Here is a 20892-nt window from a genome sequence, read left to right as displayed (position 1 = left end):
AGTCGTGGAGGACAGACTTGGCTCCGTACGTGATGCGCGCCTATCGGGAAAGATGCTAGGCGCGCAGTGAGTACGTTTCCAGGAGCTCGAACTTTCATGTACTCAAAAACATACTCACTCGACGTCGGCTTACCGTGGGACGCGAGCATCTTTTAGGCGCCCCAAAAACAAAAAGCCCGCAAAAGCGGGCTTTTCATTAACATCAGATCTAGCAATTGATCTGGACCTATTTTTCTGGTGCCCAGGAGAGGACTCGAACCTCCACGGTGTTGCCACCGCTAGGACCTGAACCTAGTGCGTCTACCAATTCCGCCACCTGGGCACGTCTTCAAGCTAGACCGCTATTTTAGCAAGCCGATTCAGCGTGTCAATCCCTACTTCAAACAAACATCGCTTTATCAACCGCCCGGCCAAGTCGTGCAACGAAGCGATGCTTCACTACCCAACTTGCCGTCCTGCCAACCTCGCAAACTGATCGCTCAAACGAGTTGAATCGGTCACGAAGCTTCCTACAAAAATTAGAGCCGCCCGCAGGCGGCTCTAATTTCGAATCTGGTGCCCAAGAGAGGACTCGAACCTCCACAGTGTTGCCACCGCTAGGACCTGAACCTAGTGCGTCTACCAATTTCGCCACCTGGGCAGGTGATGAACAGCAAAGACCGCCATTATAGCGACAGATTAGGGCCTGTCAAGCGTTTCTCAAAACTTGCTTAAACATCTCGCCGACCAGCCCGCACGCGCCTCCCGGCGACCATTGACAGGCCGCGTGGCGCGCAAGACGGGTGTTAGAATGCCTCGCAGTAGTTCGTTGGTACGGTGCACACACGCCCGTCGACTCAGCCTTGAACGAGCCGGACCCGAGCAGTCTTTTCTGTGCATTTGCAGGTGCAACCAAGCGCAACGCAAACGCTTCTTCAGCCGAGCTACATCGCCGACCGACGTCCATGCAACGAGAAAAAATCATCGACAAGCCCTTGAGCAAATTTCCGTATCCGATTCCAAGCCGCGAAGAAATTCTGGGCGTCCTGCGCACGAGTGAAACGCCGCTTGCCGCGAACGACATCGCCGAAGCCCTGTCGATCAAGCGCCAGGAGCGCGAAGGATTTTTCAAGCGCTTAGGCGCGATGGAGCGCGACGGCCAGATCCGGCTCGACCAGCGCAATCTCTATCAGTTGACGCATCCCTCGAACTTCGTCGCGGGCCGTGTGCAAGGTCATCGCGACGGCTACGGCTTCCTGATTCGCGACGACGGTCAGGACGATCTGTTCCTGCCCACCGGCGAAATGCAGAAGGTCATGCACAACGACCGGGTGCTCGCGCGCATCGTCGGTTATGACCGGCGCGGCCGTCCGGAAGGGCATATCGTCGAAGTGACGGATCGCGCCAACAAGCGCGTGATTGGCCGCCTGCTCAACGAGAACGGCGCGCTGATCGTCGCGCCCGAAGACAAGCGCATCGGCCACGACATCCTGATCACGCAGAACACCAAAAAGGCCAAGGTGGGCCAGGTGGTGGTGGTCGAGCTGACCGATTTCCCGAGCCGTCATTCGCAGCCGCTCGGCCGCGTGGTGGAAGTGCTCGGCGATATCGACGACCCCGGCATGGAAATCGAAATCGCGGTGCGCAAGTACGGCGTGCCGCACGAGTTCAGCCCGGACGCGCTCGACGAAGCCTCGAAGCTGCCCGACGAAGTCCGTCCGGTCGACGCGCGTCACCGCATCGATCTGCGCGACGTGCCGCTCGTCACGATCGACGGCGAAGACGCCCGCGACTTCGACGACGCGGTGTATTGCGAACCGGTGCAGGTCGGCCGTGGCGAGGGCTTCCGTCTGATCGTCGCGATCGCGGACGTGTCACACTACGTGCTGCCGAAGAGCGGGCTCGACGCCGATGCGATCGAACGCAGCACGTCGGTGTATTTCCCGCGCCGCGTGATTCCGATGCTGCCGGAGAAACTGTCGAACGGCTTGTGCTCGCTGAACCCGCACGTCGATCGTTGCGTGCTCGTGTGCGACATGATCGTCACCGCGCGCGGCGAAGTGAAGGCGTATCAGTTCTATCCCGGCGTGATGCATTCGGCCGCGCGTCTGACCTATACGGAAGTCGCCGCGGTGCTGAAAAACACCAAGGGTCCGGAGGCCGCGCGCCGCGCCGCATTGCTGCCGCAATTGCAGAATCTGTATGGCGTCTACAAGTCGCTGTTCGCGGCGCGCCAGAAACGCGGCGCGATCGACTTCGATACGACCGAGACGTACATCGTCTGCAACGCGCAGGGCAAGATCGAGCAGATCGTGCCGCGCACCCGCAACGACGCACACAAGCTGATCGAAGAATGCATGCTGGCCGCGAACGTCTGCGCGGCCGACTTCCTCAAGCGCAACAAGCATCCGGGTCTGTTCCGCGTGCACGCCGGGCCGACCGCGGAAAAGCTCGAGAATCTGCGCACCTTCCTGCGCGGCATGGGCTTGACGCTCGCCGGCGGCGACACGCCGCACGCGAGCGACTACGCCGCGCTGATGGCCCAGATCCGCGAGCGGCCCGATGCGCAGATGCTGCAAACCATGCTGCTGCGTTCGATGCAGCAGGCGGTCTACAGCCCGGAGAACATCGGCCACTTCGGCCTCGCATATGAAGCGTATGCGCACTTCACGAGCCCGATTCGCCGTTATCCCGATCTGCTCACGCACCGCGCGATCTACGCGATCCTCCAGGGCCGCAAGTATCAGCCGGAGCCGCCGCAAGGCGTCGAGCTGAATACCGCGCTGTCGCCGCGCGCCCGCGCGATGCAACAGGCCGACGACGAAAAGCGCGGTCGCCAGCGCGGCAACAACGTCGCGATCTGGGAAGAGCTCGGACTGCATTGCTCTGCTAACGAACGCCGCGCCGACGAAGCCTCGCGTGACGTCGAAGCATGGCTGAAGTGCTATTTCATGCGCGACAAGCTCGGCGAAGAGTATGGCGGCATGGTGAACGGCGTGACGTCGTTCGGCATCTTCGTGCAGCTCGATTCGCTCTTTATCGAAGGCCTCGTGCACGTGACCGAACTCGGCTCCGACTACTTCCAGTACGACGAGATCAAGAACGAGCTGCGCGGCGAGCGCACCGGTATTCGTTATCGTCTGTCGGACCGGGTGCGGGTGCAGGTGAGTCGCGTCGATCTCGACGCGCGCAAGATCGATTTCCGGCTCGTGCGCGACACCCCGATCAAGCCGCCTGCGGCGCGTGCGGCGCTGGCCGACAAGGGCGCGGGTGAAAGCGGCGGCGCGCGGGTGCGTTCGCTGCCGCCGGCCGAAGCCGCCGCGACGGCGCCAAGCGGCGCACGGCGCAAGAAGGCCGCGCCCGCGCAAACCGTGGCGGTCAAAGAAGCGCGCGCGGCGCGTGGTGCGGCGAAGAAGTATGGCGCCGCGGCCAAAGCAGCGTCGAAACCGCAGGCACGCAAGAAACGCTGAAGCGGTCGCACCGCCTGAACCGCGCGCATCGGGTACGTTCATACGTGCCGGTTGCGCGCGGTCTGCGTTTTATCGCGGCGCGCAGACAAGCCACGAGCGCGGCAGGCAGGCAAAAGTATTCACGCGAAGTACTCAAACTCGTATTCATCACAGCAGCGCGTGTCGCAATCGCGCTCAATCAAAGGTTGTTCAGTCATGGCACGTCTCAAGGTTTTATACGGTTTCCACGCAGTGACCGCGCGTATCCGGCACGATGCGTCGACGGTCGAGGATGTTTATTACGACGCGACGCGCAAAGACCGTCGCATGACCGAATTCCTGCACTCGGCGAAGGAAGCCGGCGTGCGTCTGATCGCCGCCGACGAAACGCGTCTGTGGGGCCTCGCGCACACCGAGCGTCACCAGGGCGTGGTGGCCCGCGCGGGCGACATGCCGCTCGCGCAGAATCTGGCCGAACTGCTCGACGGCATCAACGGTTCGCCGCTGATTCTGGTGCTCGACGGCGTGACCGATCCGCACAATCTCGGCGCCTGCCTGCGCGTGGCCGATGCCGCCGGCGCACATGCGGTGATCGCGCCGCGTGATCGCGCGGTCGGTTTGAACGCGACCGCCGCGAAGGTCGCGAGCGGCGCGGCCGACACCGTGCCTTACATCACGGTGACGAATCTGGCGCGTGCACTGCGCGAATTGAAGGACGCGGGCGTGTGGGTCGTCGGCACGGCCGGCGAGGCCACCAAGAGCCTCTACGACACCGAGCTCGACGGTCCGGTGGCGCTCGTGATGGGGGCCGAAGGCGAGGGCATGCGCCGTCTCACGCGCGACACCTGCGACGTGGTCATGCAGATTCCGATGGCGGGCACGGTCGAAAGCCTGAACGTTTCCGTGGCGTCGGGCGTCTGTCTGTTCGAAGCGGTGCGGCAACGGGCGGTGAAGAAGTAATCGCCCGGCACTCGTGCATCACTCCGGTAAACTAGCGGTTCTATCGCTTTAACTGCTCGCCAGCCACTTCCATGACTCAAGACGAACTCAAACAACTGGTCGGCCAGGCCGCCGCCGACTATGTGAACGCCAATGTGCCCGAAGGCGCGGTGATCGGCGTCGGCACGGGCTCGACCGCGAACTGTTTCATCGACGCGCTGGCCGCCAGCAAGGCGCGCTATCGCGGCGCTGTGTCGAGTTCGCTCGCCACCACCGCGCGTCTGCAATCGCACGGCTTCAAGGTGCTCGACCTGAACGAAATCGATTCGCTGCCGGTGTACGTGGACGGCGCCGACGAGATCGACCGCAGCGGCGCCATGATCAAGGGCGGCGGCGGCGCGCTGACGCGCGAAAAGATCGTGGCGTCGGTGTCGGACGTATTCGTGTGCATCGCGGACGCCAGCAAGCTGGTCGACACGCTCGGCAACTTCCCGCTGCCGATCGAAGTGGTGCCGATGGCGCGCACCGCGATCGGCCGCCGCGTCACCGCGCTCGGCGGTGTGCCGGTGGTGCGTGTGACCAAAGAGGGCGTGCCGTTCATCACCGACAACGGCAACGAGATCATCGACGTCAAGGGTCTGCGCATCAGCGACCCGCGCACGCTGGAAACGCACATCAATGCCTGGCCGGGTGTGGTGACCGTGGGCCTGTTCGCGGGGCGTGGCGCGAACCTGTGCCTGCTCGGCACGGACACCGGCGTCGAGACGATCGAGTACAGCAAGGGCTGATCGACGGTGGTTCTGAAATCGCGCGTCACTCTGCAATGTGCAGGGTTGCGCGCGATCTGCTTTTGTATGAATCGTCTGAACCGACGCGCGGCTTGCCTGATTGCCGGGCCAAGCCCTGCCAACATCGAGTCGCCGCAGACGTAAGCCGCGCATCGTTTCGCGCGTCGCTCCGTGAGACGCTATGTGAGTGTCCCACCGGTGCGCAATGTCCTGATCATTGCGGCGAGCACAGCGCTTCTGTCACACCTCATCTCTTCGCCGATCACTACCCCGAACCGGCTCTGCCCAGTCGGCGTACGCCGGCGCGTCGCCTCATTCTTCCGGTCCGCGCGAACCCATGGCCCGAAGGCGAGCAGAGCCTTTCGCCGCCACATGCGCAAGCCACCGTTTCGCTCACGCATACGAACATCCAGCCGATTATTCGCGCACTGTCGCGCGTCGAATGTGGGCACCCGCACGCACAGCAATCAATGCGGCACATACACTCGTTGCTAGGCCCAAGAGGTGCGTTTTTCCCGACAGCTAGGAGAGGTCATGAAAGTGGCGATCGTGCACGACTGGCTCGTCGCATCCGGCAGCGCGGAGAAAGTGCTCGAGCAGATCATCGAGTGCTTTCCCGACGCCGACCTTTTCAGCCTGGTGGATTTTCTCGATGATCGCCGGCTGCTGCGCGGCAAGTCCGTCACGACGTCGTTCATTCAGCACCTGCCGTTCGCGCGGCGCCGCTATCGCGCGTATTTGCCGTTGATGCTGCGTGCCATCGGGCAGTTCGATCTCGCGGATTACGACCTGATTATCACGAGTTCGCGCGTGCTCGCCAAGGGTGTGCCGGTGGGCCCGGAGCAGACCCATGTGAGCTACGTGCATTCACCGATGAGCGAGGCGTGGGATTTGCAACATCAATATCTGCGTGAAGCGAGGCTGACGCACGGGCCGAAGTCGTGGGCAGCCCGCGCGTGGCTGCATTATCTGCGCAGTTGGGACACCCGTTCGACGAGCGGTGTCGACAGCCTGATTGCGAACTCGCAGTGCGCGGCGCGTCGCATGATGAAGACTTACCGGCGCGAGGCCGCCGTGATTCCGCCGCCCGTCGACGTGCATGAATTCGAAATGCGCGCGCAAAAGGACGACTTCTATCTGAGCGTGTCGCGCAGGGCGTCGGACAAGCGCCTCGATCTGATCGTCGACACCTTCAACGCAACGCCGCAGCGCAAGCTGGTCGTCATCGGCGACGGGCCGCAGATGGCGGCGCTGCGCGCGAGAGCCGGACCGAACGTGACGATCCTCGGCCCGCAGCCGCTCGAGGTTCTGAAGGATTATCTGCAACGCGCGCGGGCCTTCGTGTTCGCAGCAGAGGAAGATTTCGGCATCGCTCCGCTCGAAGCGCAGGCGTGTGGCACGCCGGTGATTGCCTTCGGCAAGGGCGACGCGCTGGACATGCTGACGCCGCTTGGCGACGCGCGTCCCACGGGCATATATTTCGCATCCCAAACGGTCGTGTCGATGCGCGAGGCGATCGAGCGCTTCGAACGGCTGCGTGAACGCATCACGCCAGCGGCTTGTCGCGCGAATGCCGAACGGTTTTCGGCAGCGATGTTCCGGCGCGCATTCATGGCCGAGGTCACCCGGACGATCGCTGCCGCCGGCATGCGTCAGCGCGTTGGAACGGCGCAGGTGGGTGAGCACGATCTGGAGACCGAGGACCTTGCATGGTCGGACAAGCCCGCCTCCAGGAGCAATTTGGGGCCGTGATGTGCTTGCGCCGGATTGTGGCGGGTGACTCGGCGTGATCCATAGTTGGCTCGGGGTATCTATTTATTCGCATCTTGAGAATGAACAACATGCGAATAAATAGATTTTCGTCGCACCGTAGTAGGCCGCACATGGCCGTCCGGGCTATACCAGTCCGACCGGCTATCGCTGTCGATCGGCTCCGTCTGGCCCTGCACGTATCCGCGCATCTTCGCTGCGCGCATACGTGCGGAGGAAGACGATGCGGGTCATTTCAAAGAAGGCGTTGCAGGACTTTATAAAGAGACATCCGGGGTGCGCGCAGTGCGCTATTGACGTGGCAGTAGCGCAGGCTTGCCTCGCGTATGGCTATAACGACCTGAAGCAGACGTTCGCCAGTGTGGACCAGGTGCCGCCGCAATACACCGTTTTCGGTGCAGGCGGCAACCGGTTCAGGATCGTCGCGGCGATTCACTACAACAGGCTGTCGTCATTCGTTCGTCATGTATGACGCATGCGGAGTACGACCTTTGGACGAGGAAGAACTTAATCTCATGAACGCCGATCGCCTTCCGGGACCTTTTCCCGACGTTGCCCAAACCTGGGTCGCGCTGCAAAACCAGTTGCCGATCACGCCTATTCGTACCGAAGAGGACTACCAGCAGATGGTGCGGGTCGCCAACTCGCTCGCCGATCAGCTGAACGGCAACAAGGAAGATCCTCTGGCCGACCTGTTCGCGATCGTCACGGAACTGGTCGCAAACTGGGAAGCGCACAACGTGACGATTCCCAAAGCGGAGCCACGCGAAGTACTGCGGCATCTGCTGGAAACCCACGGACTCAAGCAGAAAGACTTGATAGGTATCGCTTCGCCCACCGTGGTGAGCGATATTCTCGCGGGGCGGCGCGCCATCAGCAAGAAAGTGGCGAAGGCGCTTGCCTTGCGTTTTCATATCGACGTCAGCGCGTTTCTGTGAAGATCGCGCAACGCGGGCTTCGTGCCGGGCGCGGGGTGGAGCGTTAGCAGGCCGGCTCGCACTTGACCGTTCCATCCGCACGGGCGCTGACGGCTTGCCATCCTACCTTTGGTGTCGGGGCAACTGCATCGACGCGGCGACCGTTTGAGAGAGCGCAGGAGTGCGCCGTGGCCCGCGCCGGCACGGCCGCTTGTGCTGCATATGCCGGCTCACGTGACGGAACGGGCGCGTGGCGGCGCGAGGGCCTTGCCGCCGCAACCGGCCCGGATTGAAAGCGAAGGGTGGCTGCCTCGTGCGAAGCGGCTGCTTGGCCCAGTCAGCGTATCGCTTCCTGCCACGCGCCGCGCATTGCCCGCAGACCCACTCGCCATTTACGCAGCGCGAGCGCCACGCCGCCGCGTTCGAATGCGAGCGACAATGCGCGCAGAAAGCCCGGGTCGGCGCGCTCGCCGATCAGCGTCGAGTAAGCGACGAACGCCCATCGGCCATGCGGGCTCAGGTATTCGCACATGATGAGGCGGAGATTGAATGACGCGTTGTAGAAGGCTGCGTCGTTGAAAGCGAAGCGCGGATCTTCATCGCTGCGCGGCACGGGAAAGTGCTCGACCAGCAGCGAAGGGTCATAGATCAGAACCCAGCCGCGCCGTTGCACGTCAAGACTGAACGCCATCTCGCAGTGAGCTTGTGCGCTGTGGCCGCGCAAGCGCGAGTCGAACCTCAGCGCGCCGATCGCCTCGCGGCGAAACGCCATGTTGACGCCTTTGAGTACGTGCACCCGGCGTGCTTCGCCATGGCCGATATGGTGGTTACCGATGATCCGTCCATACCAGCGCACGAGGCCCACCCGCGGCGTGTGGCCCTGCAGGATGCCGTGGCGTTCATGCACGATGTCGCGGCCGCCCAGACCGCCGAGCGTGGGATCGTCGTTGAACGCGCGAGCGATTCGCGCGATCCAGTCGCTATGCGGCGCGGCGTCGTCTTCCGTGAAGCAGAGCACATCGCCGCTTGCGCTTTCGATGCCGAGGTTGTACGCGGCAACCATACCCGGCTTGCGCATCAGCACGACGAAGCGGCGCGGATCGGGCCGGTTGGCTTCGCGTGTGCGCAGCCAGTCGAGTGTGGCGTAGTCGTCGTGGCGCGCAACCACGATTACTTCGTCGGCGCGACGCTCCTGCGCGTCGAGTGCCGCAAGACAGCGGGCCAGGTCGGCCGTGCGCCGGTGCGTCGGCACGATCACCGACACTTTCACGAACGTTTGCCGCACTGGCATGGTCAGAACGCGTTGCGGCCGACGAAGCCCTTGAAGATGGTGATGAACACGATCTTCATGTCGAACCAGAACGACCAGTTCTGAATGTAGAAGAGGTCGAACTTGACGCGCGCTTCCATCTTTTCCACTTTGGTGGTGGCGCCGCGATAGCCGTTCACCTGAGCCCAGCCGGTGATGCCCGGCTTGATCCGGTAGCGGTGCATGTAGCCGTACACCTGATCCTTGTAGAGATCGTCGTGTTCGACCGCGTGCGGGCGCGGGCCGACCACCGACATCTGACCGAGCAGTACGTTCAGGAACTGCGGCAGCTCGTCGAGACTGGTGCGGCGCATGAAGCCGCCGAGTTTCGTCACGCGCGTATCGTTTCGCGAAGCCTGGGTGACCTGGCCGTGCGTTTCGTGATGAACGGTCATCGAGCGGAACTTGTAGATCGCGAACGGCTCGCCGTCGACGCCCTTGCGCGTCTGCCGAAAGAACACGGGTCCGGGCGAGCTGAGCTTGATGCCGATCGCGAGCACGAGGAACACCGGCGCGAGCACGAGCAGCGCGAGCGCAGCGAACAGCCGGTCGAACATTAGCTTGGGCCACATCTGCGGCGGCGAGAAGGGCGTCGCGCTCAGATTGAGCGTGGGTAACCCGACGACGTCGACCAGCGCGTGGTTGAACAGCGAGAGGCTGCGTACATCGGGAACGAAGCGCAGATTCACGAAGTCGTGTCTGAAGATATGCGTGAAGCGATAGATCGTATGTTCTTCGGAAAGCGGCAGCGCGAGCCACACTTCGCTTACACGCTCGTTGCGCACCTTGTTGACGAACGCATCGAGATCGGTCAGCACCGGCAGGCGCTTCAGGCGCGTGCCATAGTTGGCGGCGCCTTCGATGCTGGTGTCGAACACGCACACCGGTTTGAAGCCGGCTTGCGGCGCATGTTCGAGATGCGCGAGCAGCGTACGCGAGAAGCCGGGCGCGCCGACGATCGCGACGGTGCGAAAATTCATCCCGCGTCGCCGTACGCTGCGCAACACCAGGTGCGTGATGCAGCGGGTGGCGATGATCATCGCGCCGGAGATCAGCGTCGAATAACCGAACCACAGCCGCGACACCGCGTCCATACGATGCAGCGTGAACACCAGCACGAGGCCGGTAACGGACACCACCAGCCACGCCGCTGTGATTCTCGCCAGCACAGGCGCCAACGCCTTGCCGCGCCACGTTTCATACACGCCGAAGCCCGGAAACAACAGCAACACGAGCAGACAGTTGAACGCGATCAGAAGACGCTCGGTGTCCGACAACTCGATCGGCGTCGAGAAGCGCAGCCAATGTCCGAGCAGGCTTCCGGCAATCACGAAAAGCGCATCGAGAACCCGCGTAGTATTCCTGAACATATTTTTCTTTATTCTGTTGGTCGGTCGGCACCTGGCTTATTCGACGGTTTCGGCCTGGCGCAGGCGCGGCAGCAGACGGTCGAATTCGCGCTTGACGAGTCCGTAGCATTCGCATGCACGCGCTTCGAGGCCCTTGCGATCGAGCACCTTGATGTGGCCGCGGCTGTGATGAATCAGGCCTTCGTCGTGCAGCTTGCCGGCGGCTTCAGTGATGCCTTCGCGGCGCACGCCGAGCATGTCGGCGATCAGTTGCTGGGTTACCGTCAGATCATTCGACGCGACGCGGTCCACTTCGATCAGCAGCCAGCGGCACAGCTGCTTGTTCAGCGCGTGGTGACGATTGCAGGCAGCGGTTTGCGCGACTTGCGTGAGCAGGGCGTGCATATACAGCAGCATCAGGCGGCGCAGGAAGTCGGAGCGGGCGAATTGCTGTTTGAGCGCCTGTGCGCTCATCCGGTAGGCGAAGCCGGCGCATTGCACCTGCACGCGGTTCGGCATGGTTTCGCCGCCGGTGAGCACCGGCACGCCGGTCATGCCTTCGCGGCCGACCGCGGCGATTTCGACCGAGCTGCCGTCTTCCATCGTCGAGAGCATCGAGATGATCGCGGTCGTCGGGAAGTAGACGTGATGAATGCGTTGACCCGAGTCGCACAGCAACTGCTCAGTGCGCAGATGAACCAGTTCAAGATGGGGAGCTAGCGCTTGCCATTCGTGCGACGGCAATGCTCCGAGCAAGTGGTTACCGTGCAGATCGGATTGAAGTGTCAACATGATCGGTCCTCGCGTGAAAGTCGCGTTGAGGGCGGCTTTCTGTTTTTGATCCGATGTCTGCATCCGTGAAGGATCACAACTGCCTGGCGGCAGTGAAAGGATGGACAGACTCGGCCCCGTATTGGCTTGGTGCGCCGCCGCCGTTTTTGTGGACCCTGCTGCGGTGACGCTGCGTTGCGCTTAGCTATTAGCGAGGAGTGTGCCAACGCTACCTGAAGCGAGCGCTGGTGCGGCGCAGCGAACGAAACCTTAGCGACGCGCGAAGCGAAATGTGACTTTTTGTTTCAAATCTGTACAACGGGCCGTTTGGAGCTCCGCGTTTCGCGGGCTTGTTCCAAACGACCGAAGTCATTGGTGGTATTGGCCTGGAGCGTGTCGGCGGGGTTCACGCAGCAGGGGTCCCAGCGGCGAAATAGCCCCACCATGGGCGTTGTGGTGCGATGTCCGCGATGTGCCGGAATTGATTCAGATGTGTTCAATGCGCTGCGTACGCTGCCGCACGGAGTGACTATCCGACGGTCCCGAAGTCGCAAAAAAACCAACAGTGATCCGCTCCAGCAGACACATGGGCTCGCCAGGTGTGAGGTTTTATGCGGCTCGCGCGCGATACCTAGATCAGCGCGACATCTAGCGGTAGAAGGTGGCGGATATTGCATTGATCGCGCGCACTTCGCCGGCGGGTGTCGCGCATGTTGCATCAGCGTTAACCGTGGAGCTGGATGCGTGCGCAACGATTCGTTCTTGCGACGCGGTTGACGTCAGAGGAATCAATGGCACGGTAACGGGGCGATGCGCAGCGAGGTGAAACCAGTCGCGTGCAGCACGATAGTGTGGGTCGATGATATGAACAAAGCGTGCGAAGCGTTTCGTTTCGATGACGAGCTGCCAGCCGTCGCCGCTGCGCTCGACGAGAGCAGTCAGACCGAGGTCGTGACGCTCGCTCACGCGGCGATCGGGCAGATGAAACGCCTCGCAAACGATTTCTTCGCTTGCCACGTCGCGCAGTGTCGCCAGCGTGACATCATGCGCGCGCGGGCCGAATCGGTAGGCGTGCGTAAAGTCGAAGAACTGGCCGAGGCATGCGGCCGCGCTGAGACGTTGCGCGCTGCGCGGCGGCAACTCCACGGGGCAACTCGCGGACACGACCTTCACGCTGCCATCGCGCAGGCAGACCAGATCGAGTCGTCCGCTAAACGTTTGCGCGCGCTCGTTGATCAGGTGAATATCGAGGCCGTTGAGACCTTCGTCGGTCAGCGTGATCTGGATGGGTTGCAATGTGTGCGCGAGCCCGTGCAGCGCGCTTTTGGGCCGTCCTGTGGCGTCGATCACACCCCAGCCTGCGCCCGCGCGCAGATCCTGCAATTGCCAGACCAATCCGCCGGCACAGGTGGAGTCCGCGCGTCGCCATTCGGCGAACACGTCGCTCATCACCTCCGCCACCACCGCGCGCGACAGATCCAGATAACGCTCGGGGTCTTCATAGCGCAACTGCACCGGCTCGACGCCGTACAGCGTGCGCAGGTAGTGGTCGCGCACGTCGTCGAAATCCCAACCCGCGCCCGGGTCGCGCGGCACGGCAGCCTTCCAGCGCGGATCGTGCGAATGGACCGTGCCCAGCGCGCCGTGCAAGGTCGCGTCGTCGGGGACGTTGGCGAAGGCGAGGCATTCGGCGGCAAAGCGCACCCGCGCGCGGCGCGCGTCGTCGAGCGGACGCTGATACGCGCCGACCCCGTAGTAGTGCGTCACGCCTTCGTCGGTCGCAAACGGCCACGTTCCACCCGCAGGCGAGTTGGCGACATACGGCACGTCCGGCCGTTCGCGCGCGACGATCGCAGGTAACAGTTCGGTGAACACGGCTTGCGCGCGCAGCGAAGGCGGCAGGCCGAACATGGCCGCCTGCTGGTCGGCTTCGCTGCCACCGCACAGTACGGTGAGCGCCGTGAAGCGTCGTGTGCGGGCCAGAAACTGCGTGGCTTCCAGTTCGATCGACGCACGGAAGGCCGCATCGTTCGGGTAGTCGAAATTGGCCAGCGCGAAGTCTTGCCAGACGAGCAGGCCGTATTCGTCGGCAAGCGCATAGAACGCGTCGGACTCGTACACCATCGTGCCACCCACGCGCAGCATGTTCATGCCGGCGGCGCGCGCCAGCTCGAACGTGTGACGCAGTTGCGCTTCGGTGCCGGCGAGCGTCACGAGGTCCGCGCTGGTCCAGCACGCGCCGCGGCAGAACACGGGCACGCCGTTCACGTGGATTGCGAAGCCCATGCCGTCGGCGCCGCATTGCACGTCGAGGCTGCGAAAGCCGATCGAGCCCAGAGAGTAAGAATTCAGACGACCGTCATCGAGTTGCAACGTCAGAGGATATAAAGTCGGCTCGCCGTGCGTGTGCGGCCACCAGCGCTCGGCGTGCGGCACGCGCACGGCGCCGGTCAAGGTATAGGCGTCACGCCATTGCAAAGACGCAATGGCCGCGCCGCATTCGAGCGTCGCGCCGCAAATCGCGGCATCGTGCGGGTACGCGAAACGTAGCGTGAGCGAAACAAGGCCGTCATCGCCATCGACGCGGCTCGCCAGGTCGACCGTGTCGAATGCATGCGGCGCGTCGCCCAGCAGTTCGACTGGACGCCATGGACCGACCGCCTGAATCGACGGGCACCAGCCGGGCATATGGCCGAGCAGTGTAGTGCGCACGTTGCGCAGCGTCGGCGGCGAGACGAGCCGCGGCCGCCAGCGCGCGCGCGGGCGTTTTGCCGTCAACGCGGGTGTCAGCGCGCGAAAGCACAGCGCCAGTGTCGCGCTGCCATTCAGTTCGATGTCCAGATCATGGGCGATGAACATGGAATCGGAGTCGAGGCGCCGTACCTCGTCGAGCCAGACTTCGGCGAGCGTGGCGAGCCCGTGCAGCCGCAAGCGGCGTTTGCCTTTGCCGGTGAGCGTGACGCGATACCAGTGGTCGTCGAACGCGAGGGGCGGCGGGTGAGCGGCGTCGAGCAGACCCGCGGCCCGCCGTGCGCTTGCGACGGTGCCAGGCACCGGCGCAGCGAGCCAGCCATGCGCGGGCAGCGCCGCAGGCGACCCGCATGCGCCCGCCGGCGTGCTGACACACTGCCAGCCGGTGTCGAGCCGCTGCGGCCAGGGTGATGGCGTCGCCGCCTCGTGCGGTGCGGCCACGCATGTGCCCACTTCCTCGCTGGTGGCGATCTGCGCGGCTTCAGCGGGTGAGGCGGCGATGGTGGTGGTTGCGACAGCATGCGCAAACGAACCATCGCCGCGAGCGTCATCGGCCGCCGGCGCGTGCGTCAGTACATCCACAGAACCCCCAAAAAACGCTATATGGTGCGAGAAGCGCGCGTCATCGCACGAGCGCGGCGAGCGGTGGCAAGGTCGCTTCATAGGCGCTTTCGAGCACGTCGAAGCAGTCTTCGCACGCATCGCGCCGTCTGCGGGCAATGGCTCGCACGAGCCGGAACTGCATCACCATCGACTCCGACGCGATGCGTTGTGCCGCGGCCGGGATCGCCGCGGGCATCTCGAAGCCTTGCGTGCTCAGCCACAGCAGATACTTCGACAAAAACTCGAAGTTCGCGCCGAGTTGCCGCATCAGGTTGAACGAGTACGGATGGAAGAACGCCTCGCCGCGTTCGAGCAGCATGTCGAGATGCGCGGGAAATGCGGCACGCCATGACGAAACTGGATTGACGAGCGGCCTTCGCTGCAGATGCGCGCACAGCAATTCCGCCGACGTTTCCGCGAGCGCGGCGCCTTCGAGCGCGGGCCGCGCCTGTTTGGCGAATTCCACATATGGAAACAGCAGGTCGGGTTGCTGTGCGAATTGCGGAAGCTTGCGGAACACGCCGTCGTAGTCCTCGCCGTCGAGCAGGTGATAGCCGGTGTTGTGGAAATAGCCGAGGCGGCGCGCGGCGGGATCGATGAAGTCGATGCCCACCGTGGTCTTAGGATGCTCGCGACGATACGACGTGGCGCGCGTGTTCGGCAGGTAATAGCCGTCCACTTCCACCAGCACCGTATGGCCGCGCGTGGTCTGCGCGAACACGCGGGCTTCGAGCGAATCGTAGATGGCCAGTTCCTGCACCTGTGTGCCGTACAGCCGTTCGATGTCGTCGAGTGGGAATTTGAAGAACGTGAACTGGTCGCCCTCGAAGTCCTGGGTGACGGTAAAGGCGAATGCCGCGCGCGGATCGAGCCCGAAGCCATGCAACAGTTCGATCCACAGATCGACGTAGCAGTTGGTCTCCTGCCACACGCGCTCGCCTTGATGCAGCGCGTGCGGCACGTGCTCGCGCGGGCGCATGCCGGATCCCGGCGCGGCGGCGCTGTCACGCGCAGACAGGTCGACGCGCCGGGGCATCGGCAAAGCACTGGACGTGCTCATTGGCGTGGAGGTGAGAGACGGGCTCATGCGCTGCCTCCAGTGTGGATCGCGCTCGCCTGCAAGGTCCGCATGCCTTGCGCGACGCGCGCTTCGGTGTCGCCCCACAGCAGCGCGCGCACCTCGTCGGGCCAGCCGTTCACGTCGAGGCCATGATGACGGAACAGCGCGAGCGTGATGCGTTCCATGCCGAAGCCGACGCAGCCCGTATGCGCCACCGCGCCGTCTGCGCAGGCAATCTTCCAGATCGCGCCAAAGTGCTCCATGTGGTAGTTGAACGACAGGCAGGCAGTCTTGCCGCGCGGATCGGCGATGGGTATCAGCAGTTCGAACTTCAGCGCCTGGGCGCGCTGACTGTCGGCGACGATCTTGCCGCCGCGGCCGAAGAAAGGATCGTTGGCGAGATCCACTTCGACCGGCAATTGCAGCAACGTCACCAGCAGCGAGCCGCGATCGATCCACATCTGCCGGAACGCCATCACCTGTTCGGCGCTGCCGAGGCGCACGTATTCGCGCTGGCGGAACATCTGCATGCGGCCTGGATCGAGCGACGGCTCGTGGCGGAAGCAGTACGACAGCACGTCCACGGTGCGGCCTTCAGCGGGCAGTGCGCCGCGCCGCGCCAGCACCGGATAGATCGGATAGCAGGCGGCGGGCGTCAGCACCACACGCGTGGGCTTTTGCTGCGCCATCCATGCGTCGCTGCGCCCGTCGTCGCTGTTGCTGTCGGTCAGCGCGTCGTCGAGCGCGCGCAGCAGGCGGCGGTGACCGAGGTCGTCGCCGCAGAACGAATGGATCGTGCCCGCGAGATTCGGGAAGCTCTTCAGGTATTCGCTGTCTTCGAAGTCGGTGCGGCGCATCGCCGGTGGAAAGCGCAGCACTTCCGGTTGCTGGTCCGCGCCCAGATGCGTGATCGCCACGTTCAGGCGGTCGAGCACATCCTCGAAAATCTGGCTGCGGCCGTACAGGCCGTTTTCACCGGTATCGATCAGCAGGCCCGCGGCCAGCAGTTCGTCGCGAAAGTCCGGTGTGGTGCTCGCGTCGGTAATGGTGGCGGCAGCAGCAGCGGCCGCGGCGGTATCGGTCATCGTGTTCATTCAGGCTTTCCCCGGTGCGGCAGGACGCTGCGCGAGCAATAGACTCGCGGTGTTTTGCGCAATGCGGTCGTTGTTGATCATGAGCGGCGCGGAGTGCAGGTCGCGCAAATGGCGTCCTACGCTGTACGGCGTGCCGTTCTTGTAGCCCGCCATGCCGCAGATCATCAGCACTTGCTGGACGACTTGCAGCGCGGTGGTCGAGATGCTGGTCTTCAGCGTGTTCATGTCGGATGCGAAGCCGAGCAGCGCCGCGAGCGGCGCATCGGCCTGCGGACCGTCGTGGCGTGCCTGATGCGCGGCGCGTGCCGCTTCCAGCGCGACCGACAGGCGCGCCTGCATCATCTGCAGCAGGCCGACCGCTTCAGCAAGGCGCACGCCGGCCGGCGGAATTGAGCCGGGCGTCGCGCGTGCCTGAGCGCGGAAGAACGCCTTCGCGCGATTCACCGCGTCGATCGCGATGCCGGTCCAGACGGAGGCCCACAGCGTGTGCGAAACGGGCAGCATGGTCTGGTCGGCGATCTCGGCGAACGGCGTGGCGAGGATCTGCTCGGCAAGTCCGGTGGCGACCAGCCGGAAGCCCTCGCTGCAGGTGCCGCGCATGCCCAGCGCGTCCCAGCCGCCGCGCTTCTCGAGTTGCGTGTCATCGCGCAACGCGACGATCAGCACCTGGTCGGCGGCCGCCGACTCCGCGGTGCGGCGCGCGGTGACGAGAATGCCGTCGGCGTGCGCGCCGTAGGAGATCGTCGGCGCGAGCTTTTCGATCCGGAAACGCGGACCGTCGAGTTCGACCGAGCAGGCGCTCGTGCGCATGTTGCCGCCGATGGTTTCCTCGGAAGTCGCCGACGCCAGCAGCCATTGATGCTCGACCAGTTGCGCGAGCAGGCGCCGATGCCACGCCGACTCGCCACCATGCGCCTCGACACACGCGACCTGGATCTGATGCATCGCATAGACCATGGCGGTCGACGCGCAGCCTTGCGCGAGCGTCTCGCAGATGGCGCCGATGTCCGCGAGCGACAATCCCGCGCCGCCGCACGCGGTCGGTACCATCGCCGACAGCAAATGTTCGCGTTTGAGCGCGTCGAATGCTTCGCGGGGAAAGCGGGCCTCGCGGTCGACGGCATCGGCGAACTGCGCGGCCACTGCGGCGCAGCGGTGCGCGGCCGCGCGCCAGCCGGGCTCGGCTTCGACCGTCGTCAACGTGACGGCCGCTTCAGCGCTGTCGTGCGCTGGGGTCGCGGCGCTGGCCGCATCCGGCTGCGGGGCGCTCATGCTGCGGCCTTGCCCTGCTGCAATTCGGTGATCGCAGCGGCCATCGAATCGATGCTGGAGAAGAGCCGGCGTGTCAGCAGGCGATCGGGGATCTCGACGTCGAATTCATCTTCGATGGCCAGCATGAGATGCACGGTCGCTAGCGACGACAAGCCCGCGGCGTAGAGATCGGCGTCATCGGCGAGGCTGTCGACGGGCACGTCGAGACGGGCGGATTCGGAAATGATGCGTCGCAATGCAGTCTTCATGGTGCGGTGCCCCCTTGATGGTCCAACGGTCCTGAAACGGTGTAGACGGAAAACGCGTGAGACGTGTGCGCTTTCCGCGCTTATCTGCCTGGCGAGATCGTCGCCAGGCTTCGGAACGTATTTAAGGATTGAGAACGCGGAGCGTCAGTGCGATGGCGCACGGAAACGCGAGTTTCGCGGACGTACCGTGTGGACATGACAACGAGCCGGCATGTCGAGCCAGGCCGTCGAGGGTGGTGGGCACCGTTACCCTCGTTGAACTTTCTGACCGGTGGGGAACGTGATGAATTGGAAGACGCTGGAGTTCGATCAGCTTTCGGCCCGCGAGTTATATCTGATCCTGCGGGCGCGCAGCGCGGTGTTCGTCGTCGAGCAATCGCATGTCTGCCTCGATGCGGACGGTCGGGATGAAAATGCGCTGCACGTGTTCGCAGTGGAGGATATGGGAAGGCCGATGCCGATCCTCGCTTACGCACGTGTGCAACCCGGCGACGCGGAGGATCCGGAAATCACCATTGACAAGGTGCTGACGAGTCCGCTGCGGCGCGGCGACGGCACCGCGGAGCTGCTGCTCGACCGCGTGCTGGATGCGATCGCAGAGCGTTGGCCAGGACACGCCGCGCGCGTGAGTGCGCCGCTCAATCTACGCGGCTTCTATGAGCAGTTCGGTTTTCGCAAGACGGAAGGGCCGTTTCTCGAACATGGCGTGCCGTTCATCGGCCTCACGCGCCAGGTTCGCAGCAGTCAGCCGCGCTTTGGCGCGCGGCGCCGTGCGCGTGATGGTGAATCGCTTGTCGATACATTCGAGCTACTGTAGCGGGGGCATTGCTGGATCACGAATCGGACCTGACCTGACATCGACGGGAATCGTTCATGAATCGTATCGTAGAACCAGGCAATTCATTCGCTTCGCGCGCGGGCGTCTGCGACACAACGACGCGCGTTTCCGTGCAGCCGGCGATTTTCGCAGGCGGCCCCGGCACGCGGCTTTGGCCGTTCTCGCGCGAGCGCAATCCGAAGCAGCTGATCGATCTGATCGGCGACGAATCGCTGCTTGAAGCTACGCTGCGCTGCCTCGACGAGGCGTTCGTGGTAGCCGCACACGACATATCGTCCGTCGCCGCGCTCGCGATGGCCACGCCGCTGGTGGTCTGCTGCGAGGCGCTGCACCAGCAGACGCGCGAGCGCCTCGAACACTGCGGCCGCCCGGTGCGCATGGTGCTCGAGCCGGTGCCGCGCGATACCGCGCCCGCGCTGACCGTCGCCGCGCGCGCGGCGGCAGCGGCTAGCGATGATCCGTTCATCGTTGCGCTGCCCGCGGACCATCTGATCGCCGACCACGCCGCGTTCGGCGTGGCGCTGGCCGAAGCGCTCCGGCACGCGGCGCGCGGTGCGATCGTCACGCTCGGCGTGCCGCCGCGGCACGCGGCAACCGGGTACGGTTATATCCGCACGGGTATGGCGCTCGGCACGCAGGGCGCGCGTGCGATCGAACGCTTCGTCGAGAAGCCCGATACCGAAGAACTCGCCGAACGTTATGTCGCCTCCAGCGAGTACTGGTGGAACAGCGGCATGTTCGTGGTGCGCGCGTCGGTGTGGCTGGCGGCGATCGGGCAGTGTGCTCCGGTGATCGCGGCAGCGTGCGCGGACGCTTTACAGCAGGCCAGCGTCGACGACGACGGTGCCCTGCATCTCGGGCCCGACGCGTTCGCCGCGTGTCCGTGCGATTCGATCGACTACGCGGTGATGGAGTGCGTCGCCACCGATGAGCGGTTCGTCGGCGTCACGGTGCCGCTGGTGGCGGAATGTTCGGAGGTGGGGGCGTGGGACCCGGTGTGGACGCGTCGGCCTGGAATGGCGCGGGTAACATCGCACGCGACCGCGTGATGTTCGACGGCTCGAGCGACAGCTTCGCGGATTCGGAAGGGCGCCTCGTCGCGTGTGTCGGCGTGAGCGGCGTGGTCGTCAAAACCGCCGATGCGGTGCTGGTCGCCGCGAAGGCCCGCGTGCAGGACTCAAGGCGACCATCGGCCCGCTTGCAGGCGGAGCGCAGCGCCGAAGCGCAGAAGCATCGCAAGGTCGGGCGGCCGTGGGGCTTTTCTGATTCGCTCGACCACGGCGAACGCTTTCAGGTCAAGCGCGTCTTCGTCAAACCAGGTGGGCGCCTATCCTTGCAGATGCGTCATCATCGCGCCGAACACTGGATCGCCGTGCGTGGCACGGCATTTGTCACGCGCGGCGAGGAACGCTTCCTGCTCGCGGAGAATCAGTCGACGCATATCTCGCCCGGCGTCGCGCACCAGCTCGAAATCCGGACAAGCCATCGCTTGAAATGATCGAGGTGCAATCGGGCGGCTATCACGACGAGGACGACATTGTGCGCTTCGACGATCAATACGGCCGCGATCAGGCCGGCATTGAGGTGGGCAGGCGCGCGTCGCTTTACGTGCCTGTGCTCACGCAAGCCGACGTCCGAAACCCGCGCGCTTTGTTTCACCGCCATCGGTGCACGAACCGTCAGTTCTCCCAAATCAGACAATTCGTGCCGCTACGTGCGTATTCGCACGATGAACATTTTGCAACGCAGGCACGC

The 20892-nt window shown here is 64.0% G+C and carries 15 protein-coding genes, 2 tRNA genes and 1 pseudogene; 8 read left to right on the top strand and 10 right to left on the bottom strand.

All coding sequences use genetic code 11. The features are described 5' to 3' along the window. Window positions 1-235 precede the first annotated feature (235 nt). Window positions 236-322 (bottom strand) — tRNA-Leu (locus tag CIC12_RS00810). A gap of 231 nt (window positions 323-553) precedes the next feature. After that, a tRNA-Leu gene (locus tag CIC12_RS00805) sits at window positions 554-640 on the bottom strand. 304 nt (window positions 641-944) lie between these two features. On the opposite strand from CIC12_RS00805, the gene rnr reads away from it, so the two are divergent. From rnr to CIC12_RS00775, 6 genes are all read left to right on the top strand, one after another. Then, window positions 945-3449 carry a ribonuclease R gene (rnr, locus tag CIC12_RS00800; protein WP_168661252.1) on the top strand — a complete coding sequence of 835 codons (2505 nt, stop codon included), beginning with the start codon at window positions 945-947 and terminating at the stop codon, window positions 3447-3449. A 195-nt stretch (window positions 3450-3644) separates the two neighbouring features. Further along, window positions 3645-4388 carry a 23S rRNA (guanosine(2251)-2'-O)-methyltransferase RlmB gene (gene rlmB, locus CIC12_RS00795; protein WP_121319478.1) on the top strand — a complete coding sequence of 248 codons (744 nt, stop codon included), beginning with the start codon at window positions 3645-3647 and terminating at the stop codon, window positions 4386-4388. Between the two features lie 71 nt (window positions 4389-4459). Further along, window positions 4460-5155: a ribose-5-phosphate isomerase RpiA gene (gene rpiA, locus CIC12_RS00790; protein WP_168661250.1), complete on the top strand. Its 696-nt coding sequence runs from the start codon at window positions 4460-4462 to the stop codon at window positions 5153-5155. A 534-nt stretch (window positions 5156-5689) separates the two neighbouring features. Further along, window positions 5690-6907, top strand: a complete 1218-nt coding sequence (locus CIC12_RS00785; RefSeq protein ID WP_168661248.1) for a glycosyltransferase — start codon at window positions 5690-5692, stop codon at window positions 6905-6907. A 316-nt stretch (window positions 6908-7223) separates the two neighbouring features. Next, the gene (locus tag CIC12_RS00780) at window positions 7224-7397 is read left to right on the top strand and encodes a type II toxin-antitoxin system HigB family toxin (RefSeq protein ID WP_342030490.1); all 174 of its coding nucleotides are present in this window, start codon (window positions 7224-7226) and stop codon (window positions 7395-7397) included. Between the two features lie 43 nt (window positions 7398-7440). Then, entirely contained in the window at window positions 7441-7863 is a 423-nt protein-coding gene (locus CIC12_RS00775) for a helix-turn-helix domain-containing protein (RefSeq protein WP_168661246.1), read from the top strand. Between the two features lie 316 nt (window positions 7864-8179). Here the strand turns inward: CIC12_RS00775 and CIC12_RS00770 are convergent, their stop codons facing one another. The 8 genes from CIC12_RS00770 to CIC12_RS00735 all read right to left on the bottom strand — a co-directional run bounded on the left by CIC12_RS00770 (window position 8180) and on the right by CIC12_RS00735 (window position 18299). Next, the gene (locus tag CIC12_RS00770) at window positions 8180-9133 is read right to left on the bottom strand and encodes a glycosyltransferase family 2 protein (protein ID WP_168661244.1); all 954 of its coding nucleotides are present in this window, start codon (window positions 9131-9133) and stop codon (window positions 8180-8182) included. A gap of 2 nt (window positions 9134-9135) precedes the next feature. Further along, window positions 9136-10521: an undecaprenyl-phosphate glucose phosphotransferase gene (locus CIC12_RS00765; protein ID WP_168661242.1), complete on the bottom strand. Its 1386-nt coding sequence runs from the start codon at window positions 10519-10521 to the stop codon at window positions 9136-9138. 36 nt (window positions 10522-10557) lie between these two features. Continuing rightward, window positions 10558-11292, bottom strand: a complete 735-nt coding sequence (locus CIC12_RS00760) for a Crp/Fnr family transcriptional regulator (protein ID WP_006048767.1) — start codon at window positions 11290-11292, stop codon at window positions 10558-10560. 627 nt (window positions 11293-11919) lie between these two features. Continuing rightward, window positions 11920-14475, bottom strand: coding sequence for a glycosyl hydrolase 2 galactose-binding domain-containing protein (locus CIC12_RS00755; protein WP_446727887.1), 2556 nt, complete (start codon window positions 14473-14475; stop codon window positions 11920-11922). A 169-nt stretch (window positions 14476-14644) separates the two neighbouring features. Next, window positions 14645-15712, bottom strand: coding sequence for a DUF1839 family protein (locus CIC12_RS00750; RefSeq protein WP_168661238.1), 1068 nt, complete (start codon window positions 15710-15712; stop codon window positions 14645-14647). Then, window positions 15709-16779 (bottom strand): amino acid--[acyl-carrier-protein] ligase, encoded by a 1071-nt coding sequence (locus tag CIC12_RS00745; RefSeq protein WP_168661236.1) that lies wholly within the window; start codon window positions 16777-16779, stop codon window positions 15709-15711. Before CIC12_RS00745 ends, CIC12_RS00750 begins: the two co-directional genes overlap by 4 nt. Beyond that, on the bottom strand, window positions 16780-18051 hold the full coding sequence (locus CIC12_RS00740; protein ID WP_168661234.1) for an acyl-CoA dehydrogenase family protein: 1272 nt from the start codon (window positions 18049-18051) through the stop codon (window positions 16780-16782). Further along, the gene (locus CIC12_RS00735; RefSeq protein WP_121318550.1) at window positions 18048-18299 is read right to left on the bottom strand and encodes an acyl carrier protein; all 252 of its coding nucleotides are present in this window, start codon (window positions 18297-18299) and stop codon (window positions 18048-18050) included. Before CIC12_RS00735 ends, CIC12_RS00740 begins: the two co-directional genes overlap by 4 nt. A 283-nt stretch (window positions 18300-18582) precedes the next feature. Between CIC12_RS00735 and CIC12_RS00730 the strand changes: the two genes are divergently transcribed. Next, on the top strand, window positions 18583-19116 hold the full coding sequence (locus CIC12_RS00730; RefSeq protein WP_168661232.1) for a GNAT family N-acetyltransferase: 534 nt from the start codon (window positions 18583-18585) through the stop codon (window positions 19114-19116). 56 nt (window positions 19117-19172) lie between these two features. Next, window positions 19173-20712: pseudogene (locus tag CIC12_RS00725) on the top strand (mannose-1-phosphate guanylyltransferase/mannose-6-phosphate isomerase); the annotation flags it as partial. Window positions 20713-20892 lie beyond the last annotated feature (180 nt).

This window comes from Paraburkholderia sp. SG-MS1, assembly GCF_012275575.1.
In the GTDB taxonomy this organism is placed as follows: domain Bacteria; phylum Pseudomonadota; class Gammaproteobacteria; order Burkholderiales; family Burkholderiaceae; genus Paraburkholderia.
This window is presented reverse-complemented; position numbering and strand designations above follow the sequence as displayed.

Excerpts from the sequence above, each read along its gene's own strand:
- rnr (WP_168661252.1), top strand. The coding sequence starts at position 945 with ATGCAACGAGAAAAAATCATCGACAAGCCCTTGAGCAAATTTCCGTAT.
- CIC12_RS00735 (WP_121318550.1), bottom strand. The coding sequence starts at position 18,299 with ATGAAGACTGCATTGCGACGCATCATTTCCGAATCCGCCCGTCTCGAC.
- CIC12_RS00750 (WP_168661238.1), bottom strand. The coding sequence starts at position 15,712 with ATGAGCCCGTCTCTCACCTCCACGCCAATGAGCACGTCCAGTGCTTTG.
- CIC12_RS00785 (WP_168661248.1), top strand. The coding sequence starts at position 5,690 with ATGAAAGTGGCGATCGTGCACGACTGGCTCGTCGCATCCGGCAGCGCG.
- CIC12_RS00740 (WP_168661234.1), bottom strand. The coding sequence starts at position 18,051 with ATGAGCGCCCCGCAGCCGGATGCGGCCAGCGCCGCGACCCCAGCGCAC.
- rlmB (WP_121319478.1), top strand. The coding sequence starts at position 3,645 with ATGGCACGTCTCAAGGTTTTATACGGTTTCCACGCAGTGACCGCGCGT.
- rpiA (WP_168661250.1), top strand. The coding sequence starts at position 4,460 with ATGACTCAAGACGAACTCAAACAACTGGTCGGCCAGGCCGCCGCCGAC.
- CIC12_RS00730 (WP_168661232.1), top strand. The coding sequence starts at position 18,583 with ATGAATTGGAAGACGCTGGAGTTCGATCAGCTTTCGGCCCGCGAGTTA.
- CIC12_RS00765 (WP_168661242.1), bottom strand. The coding sequence starts at position 10,521 with ATGTTCAGGAATACTACGCGGGTTCTCGATGCGCTTTTCGTGATTGCC.
- CIC12_RS00760 (WP_006048767.1), bottom strand. The coding sequence starts at position 11,292 with ATGTTGACACTTCAATCCGATCTGCACGGTAACCACTTGCTCGGAGCA.
- CIC12_RS00745 (WP_168661236.1), bottom strand. The coding sequence starts at position 16,779 with ATGAACACGATGACCGATACCGCCGCGGCCGCTGCTGCTGCCGCCACC.
- CIC12_RS00775 (WP_168661246.1), top strand. The coding sequence starts at position 7,441 with ATGAACGCCGATCGCCTTCCGGGACCTTTTCCCGACGTTGCCCAAACC.
- CIC12_RS00770 (WP_168661244.1), bottom strand. The coding sequence starts at position 9,133 with ATGCCAGTGCGGCAAACGTTCGTGAAAGTGTCGGTGATCGTGCCGACG.